Source organism: Corynebacterium sp. S5S1, from assembly GCF_001913985.1.
In the GTDB taxonomy this organism is placed as follows: Bacteria; Actinomycetota; Actinomycetes; order Mycobacteriales; family Mycobacteriaceae; genus Corynebacterium; species Corynebacterium marquesiae.
Genome location: NZ_MKXT01000020.1, coordinates 57,698 through 75,709 on the forward strand (window position 1 = coordinate 57,698; position 18,012 = coordinate 75,709).

Annotated in this window: 15 protein-coding genes and 1 tRNA gene; 9 read left to right on the forward strand and 7 right to left on the reverse strand. The window is 61.3% G+C overall.

Annotated features, from left to right (window positions below):
• Positions 1–221: 221 nt before the first annotated feature.
• The 3 genes from BKN05_RS08210 to BKN05_RS08220 are packed head-to-tail and all read right to left on the reverse strand — an operon-like array spanning position 222 to position 3,834.
• Complete coding sequence (locus BKN05_RS08210) at positions 222–1,589, reverse strand: multicopper oxidase domain-containing protein (RefSeq protein ID WP_286688396.1); 1,368 nt, start codon at positions 1,587–1,589, stop codon at positions 222–224.
• On the reverse strand, positions 1,590–2,768 hold the full coding sequence (locus BKN05_RS08215) for a beta-carotene 15,15'-monooxygenase (RefSeq protein WP_286688397.1): 1,179 nt from the start codon (positions 2,766–2,768) through the stop codon (positions 1,590–1,592).
• Positions 2,755–3,834, reverse strand: coding sequence for a DUF8744 domain-containing protein (locus BKN05_RS08220; protein ID WP_286688398.1), 1,080 nt, complete (start codon positions 3,832–3,834; stop codon positions 2,755–2,757). Before BKN05_RS08220 ends, BKN05_RS08215 begins: the two co-directional genes overlap by 14 nt.
• Before the next feature lie 66 nt (positions 3,835–3,900).
• Between BKN05_RS08220 and BKN05_RS08225 the strand changes: the two genes are divergently transcribed.
• The 4 genes from BKN05_RS08225 (at position 3,901) to BKN05_RS08240 (ending at position 7,526) form a co-directional block, all read left to right on the forward strand.
• Positions 3,901–4,161 carry a DUF2249 domain-containing protein gene (locus BKN05_RS08225; protein ID WP_049378366.1) on the forward strand — a complete coding sequence of 87 codons (261 nt, stop codon included), beginning with the start codon at positions 3,901–3,903 and terminating at the stop codon, positions 4,159–4,161.
• A 66-nt stretch (positions 4,162–4,227) separates the two neighbouring features.
• A complete protein-coding gene (gene modA, locus BKN05_RS08230) occupies positions 4,228–4,992 on the forward strand; it encodes a molybdate ABC transporter substrate-binding protein (protein WP_286688399.1) in 765 nt (254 codons plus the stop codon).
• A gap of 3 nt (positions 4,993–4,995) precedes the next feature.
• Positions 4,996–6,828: an ATP-binding cassette domain-containing protein gene (locus BKN05_RS08235; protein ID WP_286688400.1), complete on the forward strand. Its 1,833-nt coding sequence runs from the start codon at positions 4,996–4,998 to the stop codon at positions 6,826–6,828.
• 38 nt (positions 6,829–6,866) lie between these two features.
• On the forward strand, positions 6,867–7,526 hold the full coding sequence (locus BKN05_RS08240) for a helix-turn-helix transcriptional regulator (protein WP_286688401.1): 660 nt from the start codon (positions 6,867–6,869) through the stop codon (positions 7,524–7,526).
• Here BKN05_RS08240 and thrB read toward each other — a convergent pair.
• The 4 genes from thrB to argS form a co-directional block, all read right to left on the reverse strand.
• Positions 7,513–8,442: a homoserine kinase gene (gene thrB / locus BKN05_RS08245; protein WP_286688402.1), complete on the reverse strand. Its 930-nt coding sequence runs from the start codon at positions 8,440–8,442 to the stop codon at positions 7,513–7,515. The genes BKN05_RS08240 and thrB overlap by 14 nt on opposite strands.
• Positions 8,443–8,466: 24 nt before the next feature.
• The gene (locus BKN05_RS08250; RefSeq protein ID WP_286688403.1) at positions 8,467–9,810 is read right to left on the reverse strand and encodes a homoserine dehydrogenase; all 1,344 of its coding nucleotides are present in this window, start codon (positions 9,808–9,810) and stop codon (positions 8,467–8,469) included.
• Between the two features lie 174 nt (positions 9,811–9,984).
• Positions 9,985–11,322 carry a diaminopimelate decarboxylase gene (lysA, locus tag BKN05_RS08255; protein WP_286688404.1) on the reverse strand — a complete coding sequence of 446 codons (1,338 nt, stop codon included), beginning with the start codon at positions 11,320–11,322 and terminating at the stop codon, positions 9,985–9,987.
• On the reverse strand, positions 11,323–12,975 hold the full coding sequence (gene argS, locus BKN05_RS08260; RefSeq protein ID WP_286688405.1) for an arginine--tRNA ligase: 1,653 nt from the start codon (positions 12,973–12,975) through the stop codon (positions 11,323–11,325).
• A 211-nt stretch (positions 12,976–13,186) separates the two neighbouring features.
• Between argS and BKN05_RS08265 the strand changes: the two genes are divergently transcribed.
• From BKN05_RS08265 to BKN05_RS08285, 5 genes are all read left to right on the forward strand, one after another.
• Complete coding sequence (locus BKN05_RS08265; RefSeq protein ID WP_225747112.1) at positions 13,187–13,972, forward strand: (Fe-S)-binding protein; 786 nt, start codon at positions 13,187–13,189, stop codon at positions 13,970–13,972.
• Complete coding sequence (locus BKN05_RS08270) at positions 13,972–15,477, forward strand: lactate utilization protein B (protein ID WP_286688409.1); 1,506 nt, start codon at positions 13,972–13,974, stop codon at positions 15,475–15,477. The genes BKN05_RS08265 and BKN05_RS08270 overlap by 1 nt, the downstream gene beginning before the upstream one ends.
• Entirely contained in the window at positions 15,474–16,094 is a 621-nt protein-coding gene (locus BKN05_RS08275; protein WP_286688406.1) for a LutC/YkgG family protein, read from the forward strand. Before BKN05_RS08270 ends, BKN05_RS08275 begins: the two co-directional genes overlap by 4 nt.
• A gap of 117 nt (positions 16,095–16,211) precedes the next feature.
• Entirely contained in the window at positions 16,212–17,783 is a 1,572-nt protein-coding gene (locus BKN05_RS08280; protein WP_286688407.1) for an alpha/beta fold hydrolase, read from the forward strand.
• Between the two features lie 53 nt (positions 17,784–17,836).
• Positions 17,837–17,910 (forward strand) — tRNA-Arg (locus tag BKN05_RS08285).
• Positions 17,911–18,012: the final 102 nt, after the last annotated feature.

Genomic DNA, 18,012 nt, shown 5'->3' on the forward strand with positions numbered 1-18,012 from the left:
CCTCCGCCCGTGAGCGCCAAGGGACGAGCGGCTACCTCCCAACCCTTCGCGCTCACTGAGAGCCGCAGCAAGCGCGAAATCGCCGCCTCCGTGAGCGCGAAGGGTGGACGATCTCGCGTCAATACAGAAACCCGCCCTTCGCGCTCACGGTGGGCACCAAATGTGACCACGAACGGTCGCTGGTGAGCGCAAAGGGCGGGAGGGGCCGAACCGCGGGAGGGCTACTCGGTGACGATGAACTTGCCGTGCTGGCCCTTCTCCGCGTTAGTCATGATGTGATTGACAAAGGAATAAGTACCGGGCTCGTTGAAGGTCATCTCGACGAATCCTCCTTGCGCCGGGAGGAGGTCCAGGGCTTGCGAGCCGGTCGAGTCCTCATTCTTGATGAGGTAGGCGCCTTCCTTGTAGGCGGTATCGAATTGCTCGCCCACAACGTGGAAGCTCAGCGGCTGGTCGGGGCCTAAGTTGGTCAACCACAGGCGGACGGTATCGCCTACCTTGGCTTTGATGGGCTCTGCGTCATATTGGCCAGGGTAGTAATTGAAGGCCATCAGGTCGAAGCGGCCGTCGGCAACGCGCTGGGCGTCGGCGCCGGTGGATTCCTCGCCCAGGAAGACATCGGTAGCCATGAAGTTATACTCCGCGTCAACGGGCTTGAGGTTCGGCGGATCGATGATGACATTGCCGGCCATGCCGTTGGCGATGTGAAGGGACATGGGCATCGTGGAGCAGTGATACATCCAGATGCCGGAGCGGTTCGCGGTGAACTTGTAGGTCAATTCCTCGCCCGGCTGGATGGATTTCATGGTCTTATCTGGGTTGACCTCGCCGGCGTGGAAGTCAATGGAGTGGGCCATGGAGCCCTCGTTCTTGATGGTGATTTCGAACTTATCGCCCACCTTGCCACGCAGGGTGGGCCCCGGGGCTTGGCCGTTGAAGAGCCAGCGCATCTGCTTGATGCCAGGGGCGACCTCCACGACTTCCTCGGTCATCGTCCAGGTCTCTTTGTGCGTCTTCGTCTCAGTGGCCGGCTGCAAGGTGGCGTCAAAGGCGGAAAAATCGTCGCGCTGTGCGCCGAGTTCGGCGGCAGTTGGCACGTCTACGTGCGGATTGCTAGCTGAGGACACCGCATGGTCATGTCCCGCAGCGGCGCCGCCTCCCACGTTGACCTGGAAGGTCATGCCCTGCATCTTGTGGCCGGCGATGGTGCAATAGCCTTCCTCGGAGGAGTCGATGACTCCGGCGTCGAGTTGGACGGTCTCGCCTGGGTCAACGCGGCCGGTTTCGGCGTCGCCAATCTTAAGGTCATGGACTTGGTCGCCGGAGTTGGTGAAGTTGACCACCAGGTGGGTGCCGGGGTCGATATCGATGGACGAGGGGGTAAAGGCCATACCATCCACGCCCACGTCAATGGTCTTCGTTTCGCCAGAGGATACCGGTGCGGCAGACTCCGTGCCCTTGCCGGTGGAATTGACCACCGCGAGCGCGATGACCGCCGCCAGCGCGATGCCGATGAGCAGCCACGAGGCCCACGATGAATCCTTCGGCGCGGGTTTTTCCGCAGGTTGTGAGGAAGAAACGCTCAGCATTTAACTCTCCAGTCTTTTCTGTAGGTAGATGGCTCGGCCGACGGCAATAACGTTGGTGGCAAGGCCTATCCCCATCATGATAAGCCCGGCCACGGTAGCGCCTAGCAATGTCAGCAGTCCGCCCACGTTGATGAGCAGCAGACGGGCGTAGCCGGTGCGCTCGGTGGTATCAGGGCGTGCGCCGGTAAGGATGGGTAACAAGTGGTGAAGGACTCCGGTGACCAACTGCAAGAGGCCGGCACCGAGGAAGGCGGGCAGCAAAACCAGCGTGATGGTGCGCGGGTAAGCGCCCACCGCTGCGGAAATGGCGTCACCGGCACACAGCGCCAACATCCACAGCAGTCCGGCGATGACGGCAACGGTGGCGGTGGTCAGCCGCGGCGAGCGGCCCATCACGGTGGCAAGCACCGGCTTGATGACGAGCACCGCCGCGAGGACCACGAGCAGTTGGGCCACGCCTGCGGCGCGGGTAAGGCCCAGCGCATAGAGCGCCATAGCCAAGGACAGGCCAACGCAGTGCACGATGAGCGCGCGAGTACACCGCGCGCGGGCGGTGGGGGAAATCGCGGTGGCCGATAGTGTGGGGAGCAACGTGACCACCGTGCCGATGACGGTAAGCCACGCGAAGCCCCAGATCATGCCGCGCGAATGGGCACCGACGAGGAGGGAATACTCGCCTACCCCATTACCGCTGAGGATGACAAGCACCACGGAGGCAATCATGAACACGGCCGCCGCGATATAAAAAGGCACGGTCACGGCAAAAGAACCAGACAGTGAGCCGCGTAGGCGCCGCGCGACGAACCACAGGTGCCAGGTGAGGGCGGCGATGATGAGGGCAGAGGCGGCGTCGGCAAGCGGGCCCCAGTCATACCCCGCCCTATCAATGAGCAGCAGGATTAGCCCGAGCTGCACTAGGCCCACGCGACTGCCGACGCCCCGATAGTCCCCACCCGCAGTCCGGGTCAACGCCTCAGTGAAATGGGTGGAAAAGACGATGATCGCCGTGGTCAGAGCGCCAATGGTAAAGGGGTGGATGATATCCCACCACACCACAGGAGCGCCCAAGGATGCGGCAATGAGAACGCCGAGGCCAATAAAGATCCACAGGCCAATAATGGCGGCGCTCAGGGTATGCCAACGGCCGCGCGCGGCCAGGGACACGTCATGAATGCGCACGTCGCGCCTCCTTTCCGGTCAAGGCAATGCCACAAGCGAGAAAAACTAACACCGCGATTATCGTAACCACCCCGCCGGTGTAGAGGGCAGTGGTGTGCTCGACGCAATCGGCAAGAATGCGCAATGCGAGGCCGCCATGTAAGAGCACCACCGGCACATAGAGCACCGGGTGGTACGGCAATCGGCGGCGGATAACGGAGGTGAAGATGATAGGAGCGTGCGCGAAAATCATGGACATGACAAAGCCCAAGAAGATGGCGTGCACTGAGGCATCATAGGCAAAGCCGGTGGACTGTCCGTGCAGCAGCCAGAGGTAACCGCCGAGGGCGAGCCAGCCGTAGCCGGCCAACATGCACGTCGCCGAGTAGCGCGGCAGGCCGTGAGAGCGCACCAGATTCTTGGCCACGTCTACCCGCGCGGTGGCCGCAGCGATGGCGATGAGCACCAAGCCCATGGCGCGATAGCCCACCGCAGGGGCAAGCACGTAGATGACGCTGGCCGCCGCCAGCCCCAGAACTAGGAGGGTCAGGTAGTTTTCGGCGCGGGTTCCTGCCATGGTGACGCGCGCTAGTTCCATGCGCTCGCCGATGATGGTGGCCACGGCGTAGAGGCTACACAACGGCATCGCCGCAGCGAACCCCGGGCCCATGGCCCACAGTGCAGCGGCTGCTACTCCCCCGATTACGCCAGCTGCCTGCACCAGGATCGCGAGGCTCGCCTGGCGGCGATAGATGGTGGCGTAAATGAAGCCAAGCACAAGGAAGCTGGCGGCAAAACACACTGCGGGGACCGCTCGCGGCAGGCCGGCGAGAATGCCCAGCACGCCGGCAACGTGGCATACGGGCCCGGCCCATGCCCACGAGGTGCGTACAGCGACGGTGCGCTCCAGTCCGATGGCTCCGCCCACGAAGCCGAAGACCATGAGCGGTCCGTGGTCGGCGGCAAAGGACGCGCCGGGGGTGGCGGTCAACCCCAAAAGAGTGGCGCCCGCAGCTAGGCCTACCAGCAGCGATAGGCCTGCGAAGGCGAGGAAGATGAAGCGATGCGCCACGCTATTATTTTGCACGGGTTTTATCGTACTAATATTGCTAGCAGAGCGAAACTCGCACCCCTTTAGAAAGGACTACAAACCATGCAACTGCCCATTTCCGATGCCAATAAGCCGCACTCCATCCCTACTCTGAACGCCTCCGAAATTCCGCACGCCGTTCGCCACGGCGCCATCCATGGCGCGCTGGGCACCCTCAACGTGGGCGAATCCATGATCCTCATCGCTCCGCATAATCCAGTTCCACTGCTCAAGGAAGTCGAGGCTCGCGAGGAAAAATTCGAGCTGGACTACCTCAAGGAAGAAGAAAACGACTTCCACATCAAGTTCACCCGCGTGAGCTAAACCTTCGCGGAGCGGAGGGCTATCCTGGATAGGTCACACTACCGCTGTAGAAGGAGCCCTCCGCAGATGAAGAAGCGCGCCGCCGTACTCCTCGCCGCCATCGCATTCGCCCTTACATCCTGCGCTCCCCCAACGTCAACGACCTCCGCCCAGGACGCGGATGCTCCTACGCTTAATGTTCTGGCTGCGTCCTCCACCCGCGTCATCAATGAGAAACTCACTCAGCGCGCAGGCCAGCTCGAGCCGCCAATGAATCTGAGCTTTGACAATGGCGGCTCCTCCGATCTCGTGAGCAAGCTGCGCGAGGGCGCCCCAGCAGATCTTCTCCTAACGGCGTCCAAGAAAACCATGGACCAAGCAGTAGAAGACGGCACCGTCACCAAACCTAAGGTGCTTGCCACCAACGTCATGGTCATGGTGGTGTCTAAGGGAAACCCGGCCAATATTCACTCGCTGCAGGATCTTTCCCGCGCCCGCCACTTTGTGCTCTGTGATCCGCAGGTACCCTGCGGCGATATCTCCTCTCAGATCATCGATGACAAGCACCTCGACGTTCACCCCTCCTCCCAAGAGCGCCAGGTAGCGGACGTTTTAGGAAAAGTGTCCGCGGGCGAAGCCGATGCCGGATGGGTGTATTCCACCGATGCCGCCGCAGCTGGCGATGATGTCGAAGTAATTGACATTCCTGGGGCGAACAAATTCGCCAACCAGATTGTCGGCGCAGTCACAGCCGAAGCCGAACACCCCAAGGAGGCGCAGGAAGTCCTAGATCTTTTGGCCACTGACTTTGCTTCCACCTGGCGCGCCCGCGGCTTCACCCCGGCGGAGTAGGCTATGGCCGCACCCCAGCCCCTTCGCCCCAAAGCCCCGCTGCTCATCGGCCTTATTGGTCTCATTGCGGTAGCCACCATCATTGTTCCGGTGGCGGCCCTCGGGCTGCGCGTGCCGTGGGATCGCATCGGCGACTACCTCGCGCGTGACGAGATCCGAGACATGCTACTCATCTCAGTGGCAGCCGCCTTCCAATCCATGCTCCTTGCGCTCGTGCTGGGTTTGGGGCTGGCCCTGTGGGTGCAGCAGCTCGGCCGCGGCAGCGCCGTAGTACGCCTCTTGGTCTACCTCCCTCTGGCCATGCCACCGGTGGTGGGCGGCTTGGCACTTACCGCAGCTTTCGGCCGCAAGGGGTATCTGGCCCCGCTTCTCGACGCCCTAGGCATCCGCCTCGCCTTCGCCTTCCCCGGAGTAGTTATGGCACAGACCTTTGTGGCACTGCCCTTTGTGGTGGTGGCGGTCGATTCGGCGCTGCGCCAGCTGGACCAGGAAATCCTCGCCTCTGCTCGCGGCGTGGGCTTGGGCCGGTGGGAAGTCCTGGGCAAAATCACCCTGCCGTCCATCGCCCCGGCTTTGGCTACGGGCGCAGTCTTGGCCTTCGCGCGTTCGCTGGGCGAATTTGGCACGACCCTAACCTTCGCCGGCTCGCAGCCGGGGGTTACCCGCACCATGCCGCTAGGCATTTACTTAGAGCGCGAGGTCGATGCGGATGGCGCATACGTGCTCTCCGCGCTGCTTATCGGGTTGGCCTTAGCCTGCCTGGCGCTGGCGGGCTTGCCTGTCCTGCGGCGGAGGCACTACCAACCGCGGGCGCGGAAGTTGCACACCTTCGACGTCGACAAGCTGCGCGAGCTCACCCGACCCGCTGAGGTTCCGGCCGTCTCCGTGAAGGTCGATGGGGTGCGCACGGACTTTTCCCCACGCGCCATTACAGCCGTAGTGGGCCCAAACGGCTCCGGTAAAACCACGCTCATGGGGCGCATTGCTGGGCGTCTGAGCGGCGGGGAGGTCTCCCCGGAGGGCGCCGACGTCGTCTTGCTCACCCAGCGGCCGGGGTTGCCGCCGCGCTCGACGGCCGTGGAGGCGGTGGCCATGGTCACCCGCGATAAGGTACGTGCGCAGGAGCTCCTGGCGGCGGCGGGATTGCACGAGCTTGCCGACGTCCCCGTTCCCGCCCTGTCCGGCGGCCAAGCCGCCCACGTGGCGCTGGTGCGCGCGCTGGCCGCACGGCCGGCGGTGTTGATTGTGGACGAGCCCCTGGCCGCAGTCGATGTGAAATCGGCCGAGAGGTGGCGCCGCTTCTTGCACGCGGCCCGCGCAGACCGCACCACACTGCTTGTGACCCATAATGCGCTCGATATTGCGCACCTGGCGCAGGACATGTTGGTCATGGAATCCGGCCAGGTCCAGGCCCACGGCGCAACCGCGCGTCTGCTCGAGGCACCGCCGACAGGATTCGTTGCGGCGCTAGCGGGTCTCAACCGCCTCGAGGGAACCGTAACCGAGATCGGCGCATCCGCCGTAGAGGTCGCGTGCGGCGATATTACAGTTCTGGCGGCCGCGGAGCATGCGCCGCTTGCGCTCGGACAGAAGGTGGCGGTGACCTTTGACCCGCATGCAGCTACAATTGGCGCCGCGCAGGAGACGTGCAATCAGTGGACGGTGCGAGTCCTTGCAGTCGAGGCCACCAGCCTCGCGGCGATGCAGCTGCGCGTTGATCTGGGCGGCCACGAGGCGTGCGTACCGATAGACCGCGAGTTCGCTTTAGACGTTGGGGTGGGTAACGTCGTATCCTTAACAGTGTCCAAAGCAAACGTTTTTGTCCACCCCAACTAAGATTTCTGTTTTCGCAGACCCCAAGGCGGATTCCCACCATGCCTGATTCACTTCCTCGGCCCACCACCGAACTTTTTCCGGAGGCCCTCAACCTCTCGCCCAAGCAGCGCGAGGTGCTCATCGCTGTGCAGCGCCACCCCGAAGGCGCCAAGGCCGGCACCGTCGCCGAGGAACTAGGCATGCACGTCAACACCGCCCGCGGACATATCGATGAACTGGTCAACGCTGGGGCCGTCAACGTAGTCTCCGCGCCGAGTAAGGGCCGCGGGCGCCCCTCCCTCATCTTCCAAGCCCGCGTACCGGATAATAAAGCGGTGGCAGAGGAATACATCACCTTGGTGGAAGTGCTGACCACGATGCTGGCGGATAAGGAAGAGCTTGATGACGCCGCCTCGACCAAGGCCCTCGAGATCGGGCGACGCTGGGCACGCGCCGCAGGTGCCGACGCCTCCGATGGCGCGCTCGATACGCTCTTTGCCACCCTGCGCGATATGGGCTTTGATCCTGCCACCAAGCCTGATTCAACCGACATCGAGCTCCATGCCTGCCCGTTTGTTTCTTCGGGACTTGAGCCTTCGCCGTTTTTGTGCGCGGTACACGCTGGCTTCCTGCAAGAATCCAGCGATGATGCCACCTCGATTACCTTGGTGCCGCGCCAGCATCCCAACGTGTGCCGGCTAAAGATTAAGCCTGCGTAAGCTCCACCCTGACGGGGCCGGCGACGGTGAGATCGATGACGCGGAGGTTGTGCTCGCGGGCGTCGGCAAGAATGCCCTCATCGATGTCGTCGGTGTGCAGCACCATCACGGTGGGACCGGCGCCGGATAGGTAGGCCGCATAGCCGCGATTGCGCAGGCGGTTCACCCACTCCGCGGTCACGGGAAGCACATCCGCGCGGTACGGCTGATGCAGGCGATCGCGGGTTCCCTCCCACAGGAGATCCGGGTAGTTCTGCAACGCCGCCACCTGCACCGCGGTGCGCGAGACGTTGAACGCCGCATCCGAATGCGTCACGTGCGAAGGCAGGACGCGGCGCACCGCCTGGGTGGAGGCATGGAAATCAGGCACGAGCGCGGTGGCGCGGATATCTTCGTGCACCTTGATGGACGCGGCGCGGTAATCCGGCAAAGAATGGCCGTCGACGGGGACATTTGTCCACGACACCACGGCGTCACCCAATACAGAGGCGGCCGCATTATCGGGGTGGCCCTCAAAGGCGGAAGAAAGCTGCACCACTTGCTCTTGTGTCAGGGGGTTTCCTGCCAGCGCATTGCCGGCGGCCACGCCCGCCACTGCGGCGGAAGCGGAAGAGCCCAGGCCGCGCGACTGCGGGATATTATTATGCGAGACCACGCGCAGGCCGGGCACGGTGGCGTCGGCCGCCGAGAGTGCGGAGCGAATCGCCTTGACCACCAAGTGGGAGCCATCGCGCGGCAGGTCTTCTGCGCCCTCGCCGAAAATTTCCACCGTAAGGCCCGAGGCGGTGACCTCTACCTCGACGGTGTCATACAGGCTCAGCGCCATGCCCAAGGTGTCATATCCCGGGCCAAGGTTCGCCGTAGAGGCAGGAACGGTCACGATTGCCTTGGTGCCGACTTCAACTTCGATACTCATAGCTGTCCAGTCTATTGCTCCGGGCTAGCTGCCGAGGCGGATTACGGAATGAACAGCCTTGACCTCTTCGAGCTCGCCCAAAGCAGCCACAATGGTATCCAAGGTGGCCTCCTTGGCGGCATGGGTGACCACGATGAGGCGAGCGGTGTCCGCGCCGTCTTCCTGGCGCACGGTGCGCAGGGAAACATCATTGTCGGCAAAGACAGCGGAGATGGCGGCCAGCACACCGGTGCGGTCTTGGACTTCCATATCGATGTGGTAGCGGGTTTCCACCTCACCGAAGTCTGCGATAGGCAGGTTGGCATAGGTATTCTCGCCCGGTGCGCGACCGCCGTGGACGATATTGCGGGCTGCCCCGACGACGTCGCCAAGCACGGCAGACGCCGTAGGATTGCCGCCCGCGCCGTTGCCGTAGAACATCAGGGAACCTGCGGCCTCTGCCTCAACGAAGATGGCATTATAAGACTCGCTCACGGAAGCCAACGGGTGCTCCTTAGGCACCAAGGTGGGGTGCACTCGGGCGTTGACGGCCTCGGAGCCATCGGCACGCTGGAGGCGCTCGCAAATGGCCAGTAGCTTGATGGAATAGCCGGCATCATTTGCCGCGGCGATATCCGCGGCGGTGACCTTGGTGATGCCCTCGCAGTGGACGTCCTCGAACTTCACTCGGGTGTGAAAGCCCAAAGACGCCATGATGGCAGCCTTAGAAGCGGCGTCGTGGCCCTCGACATCCGCGGTGGGATCGGCCTCGGCATAGCCTAGGCGGGTAGCCTCTGCCAGCGCCTCGTCATAGGAAGCGCCCGTGGACTCCATCGCGTCCAGGATAAAGTTGGTGGTGCCATTGACGATGCCAGAGATGCGCTCTACCTGATCACCGGCCAAGGACCGGCGCAACATGCCTACCACTGGGATGGCAGCGGCCACTGCAGCCTCGAAGTAAAGATCTACGCCGGCGCGGTCGGCGGCTTCTGCCAACTCGTCTGCGTGCGCGGCCACTAGGGCCTTGTTGGCGGTCACCACGGACTTTCCCGAATTAAGTGCGGCGAGCACCAGCTCGCGTGGGAAGTCAATACCGCCGATTACCTCAACCACGAGGTCGATATCATCGCGGGCGACAAGCGCCTTGGCGTCATCGGTCAAAAGCTCCTGGGGCACGCCTGGGCGCAGCTTATTCTTATTTTGGATGGCTATGCCGCGAATCTCGGCTGGACCACCGATGCGATGAGCAAAGGCATCAGCATTCTCCCCCAGCAGACGGAAGACCTCAGCACCCACGGTGCCAAAGCCCAGCAACGCGATACCGACGGTCTCGCCCTCGCCCTTGCCGGAATGCTTGTGTACCTGAAGCTCGCTAGTAGATGCAGCCATAATCCGTCTCCATTGTGCGGTTGGGGTAAAGGTGTTGTGCCCGCTAATTGCGGATACAGGACACTATACAGAACAAGCTGTCTACTTTCGCCGTAAATGGGTCTATAAATAGAAAATCCCCCGTCACAGGGCCTGAATTAAATTAGGCGCTGTGACGGGGACCGAGTGACCGGGCTAGTCCACTTCAAGGGAAAGAAGATCCTCGATGGTCTCGCGGCGCAGCATAGGCTTGGTCTCGCCTACGCGCGTGGCGACGACCGCCGGGCGCACCGCACCGTTATAGCGCGAGGACATCATGTACTGGTAGCCGCCAGTCGCCGCAAAGGCGATCAAGTCTCCCGGCTGGATATCATTGGGCAGATCGCCGTCCTCAAGGAGAATATCGCCGGACTCGCAATGGAAGCCCACCACGCGGGAGGGCACCTCTTCCCCGTCGCTAAAGCGGTTGACCACCCGCACGTCATAGGCCGAACCGTAGAGCGCTGGCCGGATATTATCTGACATTCCACCATCGACGGAGATATAGCGACGCAGCGGCAGATCCGACTTGCCAGTTTCTACATCCTTGACGGTACCCACGCGGTAGACGGTCACCGCCGAGCCGGCAACCAAGGAGCGACCAGGCTCAACCAAGAGGAAGGGCGCCTCAATGCCCAACTCCTCTGCGGTGTGCTTGACCGCGCCGAGCATATCGCCGGCCACGCGCTCGGTATCCAGCGCCTCCTCATAAGGCATATAGGGAATACCAAAACCGCCGCCCAGATCGAGCTCTTCCAACGTCACGCCCAGCTCGGTATATATCTGGCGGTACAGCCCCATGACGCGCTCCGCGGCAAGTTTGAAGCCCTCCGCACTAAAGACCTGGGATCCCACGTGGCAGTGCAGGCCGCTCAGGTGCAGGTTGTCCGCCTCCAAGCAACGCTTGGCCGCAGCAAAGGCCGCGCCCGTGGCGAGCGAAATACCGAACTTTTGGTCCTCATGCGCCGTGGCGATGAATTCGTGCGTATGCGCATCAACACCCGGCTTGACGCGGATCATCACCGGCTGGACCTTGCCGGCCTCGCCCGCAATGCGATTGAGTTCTTCCAGCTCGAGCTCGTTGTCAATGACCACGTGACCCACGCCGGCGTCTACGCACAAACGCAGGTATTCATCGTCCTTATTGTTGCCGTGCGTGGTGATGCGCTCGGCCGGAAACTCTGCGGCCAAGGCAATCTTGAGCTCATTGAGCGAGGCCGCGTCCAAGCACAGGCCTTCCTCATTGACCCAGTTCACGATCTTCTTTGAGATGAAGGCCTTGGAGGCATAGTGTACATGCTCGGGTCCACCGAACGCGCGGGCCATGTCCTGGCAGCGGGACCGGAAGTCATCTTCATCGAAGACATAAAGTGGGGTCTGGAATTCCTCCGCCAAATCCGGCAGCGGAACACCAGCAATGGTTACTACGCCGTCTTCCTCGCGCTTTGCATTGCGCGGCCAGACGTGGGCCGGCAGCTCATTGAAATCCGCCACTTACATCTTCTCCGGGGTGCTTACGCCCACCATGGTCAAGGCATTGGCCAAGACCACGCGGGAGGCTTGCGCCAACGCGAGGCGGGCGCCGTGAATAGGAGCTTCATCCTCGCCCGCCTTGGGCAAGACCTGGCAGGAGTCATAGAAACGGTGGAAGACCGCAGCGAGGTCCTCGGCATAGCGGGCGATGCGGTGCGGCTCGCGCAGCTGCGCGGCTTCTTCCACCACGGCCGGGAACTCGCCCAGGGTGCGGATGAGGTCACCCTCGCGATCATGGGTGAGCAAGGAGAGGTCTGCACTTGCCGAATCGACGCCCAGCTCGGCTGCCTTGCGGCCGATGGAGCACAGGCGGGCGTGGCCGTATTGCACGTAATACACCGGATTATCAGAAGACTGGGATTCCCACAGACCCAAATCAATATCGATGCTCTGGTCCACAGAAGAGCGCACCAGCGAGTAACGCGCGGCATCTACGCCAATAGCCGAAACAAGGTCTTCCATGGTGATGACTGTGCCCGCCCGCTTCGACATGCGCACCGGCTGGCCATCGCGCAGCAGGTTGACCAGCTGACCGATGAGTACCTCCACCGCATCGGCGTCATAGCCCAGCGCTGCTGCCGCAGCCTTCAGCCGCGGAACGTAGCCGTGATGGTCCGCGCCGAGCATATAGATATTCAAGTCATGACCGCGGTCAAACTTATCGGCCACATAAGCGATATCGCCGGCAATATAGGCCGCATTTCCATCGGACTTCACCACTACGCGGTCCTTGGAGTCGCCATAGTCGGTGGACTTTAGCCACCAGGCATTCTCTGCCTCATACAGATGGCCCTCTGCCTTGAGTTTATCCAAGGCCGTGTCAACGGCACCCGATTCAAAGAGTGAATTCTCGTGGAAGTACACATCGAAATCCACGCCAAACTCGTGCAGGGATTGCTTGATTTGCGTGAACATCATCTCCACGCCATCCGCACGGAAGTTCTCTTGAACCTCATCGGCAGTGCCCTCGAGCGCGGAAGGATTCTTTTCCACCACAGCGGCAGCAATGTCTTGAATATAGGCACCACCATAGCCGTCCTCTGGGGTCGGCTCCCCTTTAGCTGCGGCAACCAAGGATCGGGCAAAACGATCAATCTGGCCGCCGTGGTCGTTGAAGTAATACTCGCGGGTAACCTGCGCGCCGGATGCTTCCAATACGCGGCCGAGAGAATCGCCCACAGCCGCCCAGCGAGTACCGCCCAAGTGAATCGGCCCAGTCGGGTTAGCGGAAACAAACTCCAGGTTGACCTTCTTACCCGCAAAGGAATCGTTAGAGCCGTACTTCGTGCCGGCGCGAAGGATCTGCGCGACGATCTCTCCCTGTGCATCGGCAGCAAGACGAATATTAATAAAGCCTGGGCCGGCAATATCTGCTTCAGAAATGGCCTCATCATCCGCGAGCGCCGCTGCCAGCCAGCCGCCTAGCTCGCGTGGATGAGCACCGGCCTTCTTAGCTACCTGCAGCGCCACGTTGGTGGCATAGTCACCGTGCTCAGGGTTACGAGGTCGCTCTACAGTGACCGTTTCAGGCAAAACGGAGGAATCAAGGTCGTGGTCCGCCATAACCTTGGTGGCGGTTTCTTTGATTAGTGTGGCCAAATCAGCTGGAGTCATGTCGCACGATTCTAGTTCACTGAAAAGACGAGTGTGAAAAGGGCTATAGCAAAAAGTTCGCCTTTGCAGCGCAAACGGTTGATAGCAGTTTTCTGCAACACTAATATTGCGAAATAATTGCTGGTCAAGCGGGGGACGCATTACGCACGTACCGCTTAAAAGGAGTAGAGTTATGGCTACCCCCATGTAAAAAATCAACGAGGAGCACCGTATGCGCATTGCGCTATTTTCCACTTGCATTGGTGACGCCCTTTTCCCGGACGTACAAAAGGCAACGGCACTGGTTCTCTCCCGCTTGGGCCACGAAGTGGTCTTCCCGGAGGAACAGACCTGCTGCGGCCAGATGCACATCAATACCGGCTACCAGAAGGAAACCCTGGGCATGATCCGCTCCTATGCGGATGCCTTCGCAGATCCTTCCATTGACTACGTCGTTGCTGCCTCTGGTTCCTGCGTGGGTGCCGTTCGTGAGCAGCACGAGCGCATCGCCGACCGTTTCGGCAACTCCGCCGACGTCGACGGCGCCCGCAAGACCACCCAGAAGACCCTGGACCTGCCGGAATTCCTGGTAGACGTAGAAGGCGTTACCAACGTGGGGGCATTCTTCCCACACCGCGTGACCTACCACCCTTCCTGCCACGGCCTGCGCTTCTTGAAGCTGGGCGACCGCCCACTGCAGCTACTGCAGGAAGTCGAAGGCATCGAACTGGTCACCCTTCCCAATAAGGAAGAATGCTGTGGCTTCGGCGGCACCTTTGCCATCAAGAACGCAGAGGTATCCCGCGCGATGGTCACCGATAAGACTCGCCACATCAAGGAGACCGAGGCTGAATACGTCACCGGCGGTGACTCTTCCTGCCTGATGAACATCGGTGGTGCCCTGAGCCGCCAGCGTTCCGGTATCCGCGCCGTTCACATGGCTGAGATCTTGGCTTCTACCAAGGAGCACCCATGGACTCCTACCTCCGCCGCCTACTCCAAGGAGACGATGCTCTAATGACCTCTTTCCTCGATACCACCCCACCGCGCGCGCCGGAAGGCTACGGCAACCTGCGCGGCAGCAAGGCCTTTGTTCCCCTGGCACACGTTGGCCTGAATAACGCCACCCAGCGCCACAACCTGCAGCACGCTACCACCACTATTCGGGAGAAGCGCTCCAACGCTGTAGAAGAGCTGGACGATTGGCAGGAGCTGCGCGCTGCAGGTTCCGCCATCAAGGAAGATGTTGCCGCTCGCATGCCCGAACTGCTCGAGCAGTTCGAAGAGGCAGTTAAGGCTCGCGGCGGCGTTGTCCACTGGGCACGCGATGCCAAGGAAGCTAACCAGATCATTGAGGGGCTGATTCGCGCCACCGGCGAGACCGATGTGGTCAAGGTTAAGTCCATGGCCACCCAGGAAATCGGCATGAACGAGCACTTGGAGGCAGCAGGCATCAACGCTCGCGAGACCGACCTCGCAGAGCTCATCGTGCAGTTGGGCGAAGATAAGCCATCCCACATTCTGGTTCCGGCCATTCACCGCAACCGCGCGGAGATCCGCGATATCTTCGTCAACAAGATGCCAAATACCGATGACTCCCTGCAGGCAGAGCCGGCAGAGTTGGCTGAGGCTTCCCGCCAGTTCCTGCGCGAGCAGTTCATGCAGGCCAAGGTCGCGATTTCCGGCGCCAACTTCGGCGTGGCGGAAACCGGCACCATCAACATCGTGGAGTCCGAGGGCAATGGCCGTATGTGCCTAACCCTGCCGGAGACCCTCGTTACCGTGATGGGCATTGAAAAGCTGGTTCCTACCTTCCAGGACTTGGAGGTCTTCCTCCAGCTGCTGCCACGTTCTTCCACCGCGGAGCGTATGAACCCGTACACCTCCATGTGGTCCGGCGTTACTGAGGGCGATGGCCCGCAGAACTTCCACGTGGTGCTGCTGGATAACGGCCGTACCGCGGCCCTGTCCTCCCCGATTGGCCACCAGGCCCTTAAGTGCATCCGTTGCTCGGCTTGTCTGAATGTTTGCCCGGTCTACGAGCGCGCCGGCGGCCACGCCTACGGCTCCGTCTACCCTGGCCCGATCGGCATTTCCCTGACGCCGCAGCTGACCGGCATGAAGGACCACAACGATCCTTCCGCCAGCCTGCCTTATGCATGCTCCCTGTGCGGCCGCTGCGACGAGGTGTGCCCGGTGAAGATTCCGCTTTCCGACGTCATTTTGGAAAACCGCCACCAGAAGGTCACCCACGCCACCCCACCAATCGAGCCGAAGCTCTTCAAGACCATTCAGCTGCTGTGGAGCAACCCGAAGCTGTGGAACAAGGCAACCCACATGGTCGCCTTGGGCCGCATCTTGGGTGGCACCAACAAGACCATCGAATCCCTGCCACTGTTTATGTCCGGTTGGTCCGAAGGCCGCGATACCGCGGTTCCGCCAAAGAAGTCCTTCCGCCAGTGGTTCGAGTCCGAAGAAGGCAAGGAACTTCTTGCCGAGGCCCGTGAGGAGTCCCAAAAGTGAACGCAAAGCAGGAAATCCTAAGCCGCATCCGCTCCGCTCAGAAGCAGGCTGGTTTGCCCGACCACGTTGATGCCCCGCGCGACTACCACCACGAGGGCACCCTGAACGCGGACGAGCTGCGCGATATGCTCATTGACCGACTCGAGGATTACAAGGCCGAGGTGCACGTCACCGAGGAAGGCGAGCTAAAGCAAGCCATCGCCACGATCCTCAAGGACCGCGAGTGCAACGACATTCGTTACGCCGAAGGCATGGACGCCACCCTCTTCGAGGGCTTCGACGCCAAGCCAGATGATAAATCTGTCGATCCGCGCACACTGAACGAGACCGACGCTGTGGTCACTTATTCCCACGTCACCTCCGCCCAGACCGGCACCATCGTGCTCCAGTCTGATGAGCGTTGCGGCCGTCGCGCGCTCACCCTGGTTCCGGATCGCCACCTGTGCATCGTCCACCAGGATGAGATCGTCTACGGCATCCCCGAGGTCATCTCCCGTATGAACCCGGAGAAGCCGGCAACGTGGATCTCTGGCCCGTCCGCTACCTCTGATATCGAGCTCGCTCGCGTCGAGGGGGTACACGGTCCGCGTGATCTCATCGTCCTCATCGTCAAGTAGGTTGCATAGCCCTCCCCCGGCCGATGAGGGCACCCACCTACTGTGAATATGATGCCAGAGGCATCAAAAAAGCATAGGCTAGGTCTACCAATCATTTTTATTCTGGAGACCTAACCTATGCTTTCTTTTTCTTCTAAACTAGCGGCCACGCTCGGTGCTGCTGCGGTCACCATTGGTGTCACTGCACCGATTGCCACGGCCGCGCCACAAGACACCAAGCCCGCCATTTCCTGGGAAGATTGCCCAGAGCAGGTGGACATCGACAGCGCCGAGTGCGGCCGCATCGAGGTCCCTACGTACTACGACAACCCGAAGGCCGGCACCATTAGCGTCGGCTTCGTGCGCGTTCCCGCCGCCAACCCAGGCGCCCGCCGTGGCGCGTTGTTTACCAACCCTGGTGGCCCAAGTGGCGATGCCTATGGATGGGCCGGAAATACCGCCATTCCATGGCCACAGGCCGTGCGCGATGAGTGGGACACCATCGGGGTACAACCGCGTGGCCTGCCGGGCTCCACCCCGGTCAAGTGTGATGCCACGGCCACCAGCAATCCGCTCCAAGGAAGCCTCCAGGTAGGAAAGCTCACCCGCGATGCCTGCGAGAAGAATACTCCGGGCTATACCAACTCACTGACCACTGCGAATACCCTGCAGGATTGGGAAATGGTGCGCCGTGCTTTGGGCGAGGAAAAGATTGACATCGCCGGCACCTCTTACGGCACGTACCTAGGCTCCGCCTACGCCACCAAGTATCCAGAGCACACCGGCAAGGTCTTGCTAGATTCGGGTATGAGCCCCAAGCTGGCGTGGAATGGCATCTTTGCTTCCCAACAGCGCGGCTATGAAAAGGGACTGCACGATCTCTTCGGATTCATTGCCAAAAATGATGCGAAATATCACCTTGGCACCACCCCGCTGCAGGTCTATGAAAAGTGGTCGCAGAAGGTAGCGCGTGAAGCAGGTGTACGCCCTACTGTCTTGCCACCTAATGCCAAGATCGGTGACCTACCTCCAGGCCTCGAGTTTGCCGGTCAGCCTGGTGCGGACATTATGACCGCCACCGGCCCACTGCGCGTGCAGGCAGAGTTCCTCACCCAGAAGATTCAGCACCCCAACGCCGTGCAAGTGTTCTCCCCGCTTTTGGTCATGACGCGCGACCTCGTCCCGATTCCTGCGCAGTGGGATGCCTTTGCCAAGCACCTAAACGGCAGCGAGCCCATGGATGCTGAGCAGCCCGACCCGGAGGCGCTGCGCAAACATCAAGAGTCCGTCGCTCAAGCGATGAATATGCAAAACCTCATCGTCTGCAATGAAAACACCGTGCCCGGCAATCCGCTGCTATACCCGAGCTACCTGTGGACCAACTTCGTCAGCGTTGATCCCTTCACCCTCATCAACTCTCTCTACGGCTCCGGCGCGGGCTGCGGTGGCCGCGCGCCGGTCACGGGCCAGGCACCTCTCGACGGCTCTAAGCTGGCCACCAAGCCCCTCCAGATCCAGGCAACGGGCGACCCGCAAACGCCGTACCAGTACCACATCAGCCTCTCCAAGCCGATGCAGTCGCACGTGGTCACCGTCCACGGCCCCGGCCATGGCCACTTTGCTTCTAAGAATAAGGTCGTTGATGACATTGGCGTGCACTACCTACGCACCGGCGAAGTCACTACTGCCGACGCCCCCGGGTTGATTTAGTCCCCCGCTAACCCATGCGCTAAAATCACATCGTTGGGAATTTTCCCAGCGATGTCTCCGTAGCTCAGCGGATTAGAGCATCGGTTTCCGGTACCGAAGGTCGCAGGTTCGATCCCTGTCGGGGACACATTGTGAAGTCTCGAGACATCGTTCCGGTCGGTGTCTCGAGATTTTTCGTTTTTAGTTGCCCCGTTGGGGGCTGAGTTCGTTGTCTTTCTTGTTGTAGTAG

Coding starts and splice junctions, on each gene's coding strand:
- BKN05_RS08210 (WP_286688396.1), bottom strand. CDS start 1,589: ATGCTGAGCGTTTCTTCCTCACAACCTGCGGAAAAACCCGCGCCGAAG.
- BKN05_RS08225 (WP_049378366.1), top strand. CDS start 3,901: ATGCAACTGCCCATTTCCGATGCCAATAAGCCGCACTCCATCCCTACT.
- modA (WP_286688399.1), top strand. CDS start 4,228: ATGAAGAAGCGCGCCGCCGTACTCCTCGCCGCCATCGCATTCGCCCTT.
- BKN05_RS08235 (WP_286688400.1), top strand. CDS start 4,996: ATGGCCGCACCCCAGCCCCTTCGCCCCAAAGCCCCGCTGCTCATCGGC.
- BKN05_RS08240 (WP_286688401.1), top strand. CDS start 6,867: ATGCCTGATTCACTTCCTCGGCCCACCACCGAACTTTTTCCGGAGGCC.
- thrB (WP_286688402.1), bottom strand. CDS start 8,442: ATGAGTATCGAAGTTGAAGTCGGCACCAAGGCAATCGTGACCGTTCCT.
- BKN05_RS08250 (WP_286688403.1), bottom strand. CDS start 9,810: ATGGCTGCATCTACTAGCGAGCTTCAGGTACACAAGCATTCCGGCAAG.
- argS (WP_286688405.1), bottom strand. CDS start 12,975: ATGACTCCAGCTGATTTGGCCACACTAATCAAAGAAACCGCCACCAAG.
- BKN05_RS08265 (WP_225747112.1), top strand. CDS start 13,187: ATGCGCATTGCGCTATTTTCCACTTGCATTGGTGACGCCCTTTTCCCG.
- BKN05_RS08270 (WP_286688409.1), top strand. CDS start 13,972: ATGACCTCTTTCCTCGATACCACCCCACCGCGCGCGCCGGAAGGCTAC.
- BKN05_RS08280 (WP_286688407.1), top strand. CDS start 16,212: ATGCTTTCTTTTTCTTCTAAACTAGCGGCCACGCTCGGTGCTGCTGCG.